The organism is Microcoleus sp. A003_D6 (genome assembly GCF_036702825.1).
Lineage (GTDB): Bacteria > Cyanobacteriota > Cyanobacteriia > Cyanobacteriales > Microcoleaceae > Microcoleus.
This window is the reverse complement of record NZ_JAUBWA010000002.1, coordinates 159,361-165,468: the sequence shown is the minus strand read 5'-3', so window position 1 is coordinate 165,468 and position 6,108 is coordinate 159,361. Positions and strand designations below refer to the sequence as shown.

At 46.9% G+C, this 6,108-nt stretch carries 5 protein-coding genes; 2 read left to right on the top strand and 3 right to left on the bottom strand.

Features of this window, described 5'->3' with window-relative positions; translation table 11 throughout:
* Positions 1-353 precede the first annotated feature (353 nt).
* From map to QUB70_RS01525, 3 genes are all read right to left on the bottom strand, one after another.
* Positions 354-1,115, bottom strand: a complete 762-nt coding sequence (gene map / locus QUB70_RS01535) for a type I methionyl aminopeptidase (RefSeq protein ID WP_332977973.1) — start codon at positions 1,113-1,115, stop codon at positions 354-356.
* A 43-nt stretch (positions 1,116-1,158) separates the two neighbouring features.
* Positions 1,159-2,235, bottom strand: a complete 1,077-nt coding sequence (locus QUB70_RS01530; protein WP_332977972.1) for a glycosyltransferase family 4 protein — start codon at positions 2,233-2,235, stop codon at positions 1,159-1,161.
* A 172-nt stretch (positions 2,236-2,407) separates the two neighbouring features.
* A complete protein-coding gene (locus QUB70_RS01525; protein WP_332977971.1) occupies positions 2,408-3,607 on the bottom strand; it encodes a HEAT repeat domain-containing protein in 1,200 nt (399 codons plus the stop codon).
* Between the two features lie 314 nt (positions 3,608-3,921).
* On the opposite strand from QUB70_RS01525, the gene QUB70_RS01520 reads away from it, so the two are divergent.
* Both QUB70_RS01520 and QUB70_RS01515 read left to right on the top strand, forming a co-directional pair.
* A complete protein-coding gene (locus tag QUB70_RS01520; protein ID WP_332977970.1) occupies positions 3,922-4,245 on the top strand; it encodes a hypothetical protein in 324 nt (107 codons plus the stop codon).
* Positions 4,246-4,283: 38 nt separating this feature from the next.
* A complete protein-coding gene (locus QUB70_RS01515; protein WP_332977969.1) occupies positions 4,284-6,038 on the top strand; it encodes a CapA family protein in 1,755 nt (584 codons plus the stop codon).
* Positions 6,039-6,108 lie beyond the last annotated feature (70 nt).

Here is a 6,108-nt window from a genome sequence, read left to right as displayed (position 1 = left end):
GACAATTTCTGACTGAAACAGACAATCTCGCAAACCCGCCCCCACCCAACCATAAATACAAACCTACATTTTCGGATACGGTGAATCATCGTAATTCCGTAGGGGCGGGTTTTACAGACAATTTCTGACTGAAACAGACAATCTCGCAAACCCGCCCCCACCCAACCATAAATACAAACCTACATTTTCGGATTCTATGCAAATTTCAGGTTGATGTAGGTTATCGGTTGTGGCGGGGCGGGTTTATCTAGATTGTTGGTAATCGTGAGATATTGTCTGTGAAACCCGCCCCTACGGGATATTGTTAATTATTAATTTAGGAGTGGACTCTTGAGATTGTTTGTTAATGATTGCTAAGGCAAAGTTAGAATTTCCACCCCAGAATCTGTCACAGCTAACGTGTGTTCAAATTGAGCCGAAAGCTTTCCATCTAGAGTAACAGCAGTCCAACCGTCGCCCAAAATTTCCACTTCCCAAGTGCCCTCATTAATCATAGGCTCGATCGTAAAAACCATGCCTTGTCTGAGCTTCTTTCCCGTGCCCCGCTTGCCGTAGTGCAAAATTTCCGGTTCGGTGTGAAAAACGCGGTGAACCCCGTGTCCCGCAAAATTCCGCACTACCGAAAAACCCTGTGCTTCAGCATATTCTTGAATCGCTGCACCGATGTCCCCGGTACGAGCCCCCGGTTTGACTTCAGCAATTCCTCTTCTGAGACATTCCTCAGTTACTTCCACTAACCTTTTAGCTACAGGCGAAGGTTTCCCAACAAAAAAAGTTTTGGAAGTATCGCCGTGATAACCATCAACTAAAGGCGTTACATCAATATTAATAATGTCACCTTCTCTCAGAATTTGTTTAGCATTTGGGATGCCGTGACACACAACTTCATTGACGCTTGCACACAGAGATTTAGGAAATCCTTTATAACCTAGCGGAGCGCTTTTTGCCCCGTGTGCCAAAGTCCAGCGTTCGGCTTCATCATTAATTGCTAAAGTGCTGACACCCGGTTTTACCATAGGTTCGAGATGTAGCAGAAGTTCGGCAGCTAAACGGCCGGCTTGGCGCATTTTTTCTATTTCTCTACTGGATAAAAGCACTAAACGTTCGGTTGCCATAGTTTTTTTTGTGAGTTTTTGTTGTGGTAGATTAAGAGTTTATTTAACTCAATTTTAGAATAGATTTGAACCAGTGTTCAAAACGATCGCCCAAAGCTTCCAAAGAGTATTCTACCTCTGCTTGTCGCCGGCAAGCGCTGCGGTCAATTTTGTCTAAGCGGGCGATCGCACCTACCAAGCCATTTACGCTGTCAGGCTCCACTAAAAAGCCCGTCAGTCCGTCTCGAACAATTTCTGCCGGCCCCCCGCGCTCGTAAGCAATCACGGGTACACCGCACGCTAAAGCCTCGATCGCGACATTTCCGAAAGCTTCCACCCAGCGCGGAGTCATCAACAAGGCTCGGCACTGGCGGACTTGCTCCTGCATTTGGATTGTTGTTAGAAACCCTAAATATTCTACCGGAGCATCCGGGTAATCTGCACAAATTTTTTGCCAATAATTCTCATCCTGCATTTTGCCCATAATTTTCAGGGGAATGCCTGTAATTTTCGCTACCGCCACAGCATCTTCTAAGCCTTTTTCCGGGGCGATGCGGCCCAGCCAAGCTAATTTTGGTTCTGGTTGGCTGCAAAATTCGTACAGCGATAAATCAATGCCGTTTCCCAACAACTGACATCCATCGGCAAAGGCAAATGTTTGGGCTTGAGAAGCGGTGTGAACTCCGATCGTACCGGGAAACTGGACGGCGGTTTGTCCGGCGATGCGATCGAGAGATGCCGAAAGGGAGCCCATGCTGATCAAATGTGCGATCGGAGTTCTAAAAAATGGCGTCAAATAAAACGGCAGCCAATCGTAGGCAAAGTTAACAATGACATCCCATTCATCCTGAACTTTGCGAGCGTATTCCCACATATTCGCCAGCACAGAATCTGCGGGCATCACAATAGGATCATTGTAATCTTGTGTTTGGGCTGTTACTTGCAAATCACCCGTTATTTCGATTACTGGAATTGATTCTAAGACTGAACCTACGGGCGCTACCACTGCTATTGTATGACCTCGGCGGTGCAATTCTTTAGCAATGTTGAGGACTGTAAGTTCGACTCCGCCGCCCAACCCCGAACCGAGTTGACCGACAGAAGTTGACAGGAACAATATTTTTAAAGAGTCATTAGTCATTAGTCAGTAGTCATTAGTCAGTAGTCATTAGTCAGTAGTCATTAGTCATCAGTCATCAGTCATCAGTCATTAGTCAGTAGTCATTAGTCACTAATTTTAACATAATCTAAATTATAAATTCTTCCCTCTAAAATCTAAAATATAACATCACTTGAAAATTGCTATATGATTATCAATCTCTCCCAGAATGAGGACGGATGCGGTTCAACTGATTGATGGCCCAGCGAGCAGTCTCCTGAACTTCTGGATCGGGATCGTCCGTAGCACGGTGCAACAAGTGACTGATTTGATTCACCAATTCGTAAATCCGCGTCAAGTCGCGAATCGCATTTTTCCGCACTTCGGGGTTTTCATTTTGCAGCGAAATTGACCAGGCATTATTCATCGGTTTGAGCGTGCGAATGCCAATTTCCGAGAGACTTGCTAAAATTAAACTGTACTGCTTCGAGTCGGAATTTGCTAGCAAATCGAGCAATGGCTCAACTGCTCTGGAATCTCCCCGCTGGCCGAGTTCCCAAATTGCTTTGCGCCTCTTGGCCGGATTTAGGTGCTGCAAATCTTCAATCAGTGCTTCAATAATATCAACTTTAGGTCTAGCATCCGTTTCTGGAAGGGAAATATCTTTCTTCCGACTCGCTAGGGAATCGGCTCGATTAGTTGTTTCGGGAATGTTGAAACCTGTGTCGCTGTAGCCGTTGCTGTGAGTTTCCAAGGGCGGGGTGTCGGAATTAATTCGATCGCCCTCGACTGCTGCATCCTCGGATTCTGGTTCCCCCGATTCTAGGATAAAGGGTAAAGGTCGATCGCTGCTGTCGAGACTGTAGCCCTTTGGGAAATCAACAGGGTAGGGCAATGCTGGCCGCGGTTTTTGTCCCCCAAAAGAAACCTCTTGCTGTCCAATTTCGTGCGAGTTTGTATGAGAATTGGGATTGGTGAATTGAGAGTTTCTTTGGTTGTGGCGATCGACTCTTCCGCGTCTTCGCTTAGAATTATTTGACTCGCCGCTGCTAACTAATTTGAGCAAGATAAATACTGCCGCTGCCGTGACGACAACTGCTGCCAAACCCAACATTAAAAACCCCCGCTGGCGAGACAAAATGACGATCAAATTGGATATCGGTTTCGGGATTTTGGAATTTGATTTTGACGTTTTGGACGGCTGAGATTTGTTTTTATCGGGCGCTGGAGAGGGTTTTGGAGAATTAGAGTCCGGGCGATCGTCCGTAGGAGAGTTCGCCTGAGCAATTTCTTGGGAAACAGCCCGGTAGGACGCATTGAGGGTATGTTGCCTTCCATCCGCACTTGGACTGAAGGCAGCGCCCAGACAGGCAATGCACGTAAATAAACATACAGTGGAGCGGTAGTGCGCCATAAGACTCAATCCGGTTTTTGAGAGGCAACGCCGCCTGACGAGCTTTAGTGTAACCTTGAGTTAGCTCGATCCTAGCTGCTATGCGCCCAACTAACTTACAAATAGCACGCCTTCTCGCTAAAAATTCTGGTTTGAGAGGCCAGCGAGCCGGATCTCATTAACACAATTGCGTCATTATCGGCGGCCGCGGGTAAAGCAGCGCATCAGAAAGTTCAGTCCTGGACGCATCAATAAGGTATTTTTCTCATTGTTCGCTGTGCGGATACATCGCAGCATCCGTTTTTCATCGGTTGTGGGTAAGTCCAGAAAGTTGATTGCCCACCTCAGCAAGCGGAGTCTCAGCTACGTGCAGTGCAGGCACTGCGTCGCGGGCTGGCGATTCTTGGCAAGCCGTTGATTTCTCACCCATAGCATGGCATGACAAAGAGTTTAACTGTTTCGTCGCTGCTGCGCCGATCGTGTTTGTCTTAATCTGGGCGGGCACCCTAGACAAGGGGGATTGGCGGTGGAAACGAGAAACCGAGTTTTTGAGTGTATTTCTGGCGGCTTTACCGAAGATTTTCAATATGTTTATTTTTACCCACTTACTTAAGTTAAATCAATCGGTATTTAATCTTGTCCAGCCACATTTGATATAAGATCGAGCTAAATTTCTAGTGTGAGAGTAGACGCGTTTGTGAGCCAACAAGATATTTTAAATTTAGCAAAAGAAGGCGATGCCAGGGCGATCGCATTTCTGATCGGCCAAGCACTCCAAAGCTTCGGCGTCACCGCTAAAGCCAGCCGCGAACATGACAGCGTGCACCTGCTGCTGGAAGCAGAACAATTGCCCGCAGAAGAAGCCTGTCTCCGAGTCGCAGTCAAAGGGTTGCAGCGGCTGCAACCAGATAACGTTTACTCGGTGACAATTTACGGGCGGCGCAGCGGCCAGCAATTGCCTGCTTGGACTCAGACGGTAGAATTAAAAAAACGCTTGACTTCCGCACCCGTGAGTGCAGCAGTTGCCGTGAATGCAGCAGTTGCCGCGAGTGCAGCGGCTGCCTCGCGCGTACCCGCTTCCCCAATTCCTGTGGCTTTGCCAAAGCTAGAAAAAACTCAAAATTTCACAACTGGGCACACTCAAACACCAGAAAAATCCCCGCCCAAACCCCCTAAAATCCCAACTCCAAAACCCGCTAACCAACGGCAACAAAAGCCATCGCGGCAGCCAGAGTTAGCCCGCACTAAAACTAAAAAATCTGGGATCTCACTCGGTGTTCTGAGTCTAATTCTCGTACCGATATCCGGCGTTGTTCTGGCTTCTCAACTTTACAAACCCTCAACCACCGCTACTATTAACCCTCTAACGTCAAAGCCTGCGGTACAAAAAGCGATCTCGACACCCGCACCTGCACCCGCAACCATACCCTTGCCAGCTCCCAAATCGCCCTCCCAAGCAGCAAAAAAACCTGCCGCTGTGCCCGCCACTGTCAGCATCAAAGCAGTTGGCGACATGATCCCCGGCACAAATTTTCCCTACAACAAACTGCCGGCAAATAAGGAGCTGTTATTAGAGTCGGTAAAACCGTACCTCAAAGGAGCTGATATTCTGTTTGGCAATTTTGAAAGCACGATGACCGATTATCCTTACAGTTCCAAAGCAGGCGGCGGACGAATGCTGTTTGCCTTTCGGACGCCTCCGAGTTATGCCAAAATCTTCAAAGATGTTGGTTTTGATATTTTGAATGTTGCCAACAATCACTCTTACGATTTTAACGAGCAGGGATTTAAGGACACGATTAAAAACATCGACAGCAACGGCATGAAGGCTGTTGGCAAAAGAGATCAAATTGTTTATCAAAATGTCAAGGGCGTGAATGTTGCCTTTATCGGTTTCAGCAACTACGGCGAAGTTCACAATTCCTTGCTGGAACTGAAAGCGGGGGCAGAAATTGTCAAAAAAGCGAAGCAAAACGCTGATATTGTAGTGATATCAGTTCATGCGGGAGCTGAAGGAACGGGAGCTCTGAATGTGAGAAATAAAAACGAGTTATTTTACGGAGAAAACCGGGGAAATATGGTTTTGTTTTCGCGGACGATGATTGATGCGGGAGCAGATTTGATTTTGGGACACGGCCCGCACGTTACCAGAGCTATGGAACTTTATAAGGGGAAATTGATTGCTTATTCGCTGGGCAATTTTTTGGGTTATCGCACTTTGTCCACAGCAGGAGCACTCGGTCAATCTCTAATTTTGGATGTGAAAATGACTCCGCAAGGGAATTTTGTTTCTGGTAAGATTATCCCCATCCAACTTGACAGGCAAGGTATTCCGTCTGTTGATAACAATTTTAAAACTGTGGGATTGATTCGCCGTTTGACAAAGAGCGATTTTCCCAATAGCGGTTTGACAATTGATGACAAGGGACAAATTTTGAAAAAGAGTAAGTGAGTAGGGTGCGTCGCCATTAAAAATCTGTAAAGAAGATAGACAATCTCATGGCGACGCACCACACAATGTT